Here is a 1,179-nt window from a genome sequence, read left to right as displayed (position 1 = left end):
TATCTTTCACGCCCGGAGTTACGGGTTTAGGACTGGGCGAGGCGCACATGATGCCCAAATGTACATATTCACCAACCTGAATAAAGGAAAAAAAGGCATCACTAAAAGGGTAATTGAGCTAGATATTAAAAAGTGTTTTGACCGCATTTCTCATAAATCCATCATGGATAGGTTGATAGCACCAGCACATGTGAAGAAAGGGGTCTTCAGGTGTTTAAAAGCTGGCATCAGCCCGGAATTCCCTGAACAAGGAACTCCCCAGGGAGGAGTGGTTAGCCCCCTTTTAGCCAATATCGCACTTGATGGAATAGAAGATATCCATCCATCCGTCCGCTATGCAGACGACATGGTGATATTTTTAAAACCAAAAGATGACGCCGGAAAAATTCTTCAAAAAGTGGAAAAATTTCTGGAAGAACGAGGTCTCGAAATCAGTCAAGAAAAGACCAAGATAACCAAAACGACAGACGGTTTTGACTTCCTTGGCTGGCAGATGCGAGTCAAGCCAAGCGGAACATTCCATTGTAAACCCTCAGCGGATAATCATAGGAAAATACGCGAGAAGATTAAAGCCGTAGTCAATAGCTCGAATTATGGTGCAAAGGTCAAAGCCAAAAAACTAGCTCCCATTGTAAGAGGATGGCGAAACTACCATAAATGGTGTGATATGAGCGATTCTCGGGATAGTCTATGGTTCCCTAACAAAGCGGCAAAAAGAAAATTCCTCATCGAAAAGAAAATGAACCGCTATGAAGCAGTGGAATTATGCAAAAAGGCATTCCCTACAGTAAGGACTAAACGTTTTGGACACACTATGGTCACAGGGACTAAGTCCCCTTACGATGGAGACTTAGTCTATTGGAGCAAACGGAAAAGTACGCTCTACGACAATCATACGTCCAAGGCTTTGAAACGACAAAACCATTCTTGTGAATATTGCGGGTTAATGTTCAATTGCGACGAATCTGTACACCTTCATCATGTAGATGGAAACCACGACAATTGGAAGCTAAAGAACCTAGCAGCAATTCATCAAAGCTGCCACCAACAAATTCACTGGAGCAAGCCAAAAGGCAAGCCGAGAGGTTGAGAGAATCTAGGAGCCGTGTGAGATGAAAGTCTCACGCACGGCTTTGAAGGAGAGGTGCTCCGGATAATACCGGACATCGACTCTAATAA

At 43.7% G+C, this 1,179-nt stretch carries 1 protein-coding gene; it reads left to right on the top strand.

What is annotated here, in order from left to right; translation table 11 throughout:
• The coding region (locus F6K37_RS43535; RefSeq protein WP_287257364.1) for a group II intron reverse transcriptase at window positions 1–1,090 on the top strand (1,090 nt) is incomplete at its 5' end.
• Window positions 1,091–1,179: the final 89 nt, after the last annotated feature.

The sequence above is a fragment of the Moorena sp. SIO4E2 genome (assembly GCF_010671945.1).
In the GTDB taxonomy this organism is placed as follows: Bacteria; Cyanobacteriota; Cyanobacteriia; order Cyanobacteriales; family Coleofasciculaceae; genus Moorena; species Moorena producens.
This window is presented reverse-complemented; position numbering and strand designations above follow the sequence as displayed.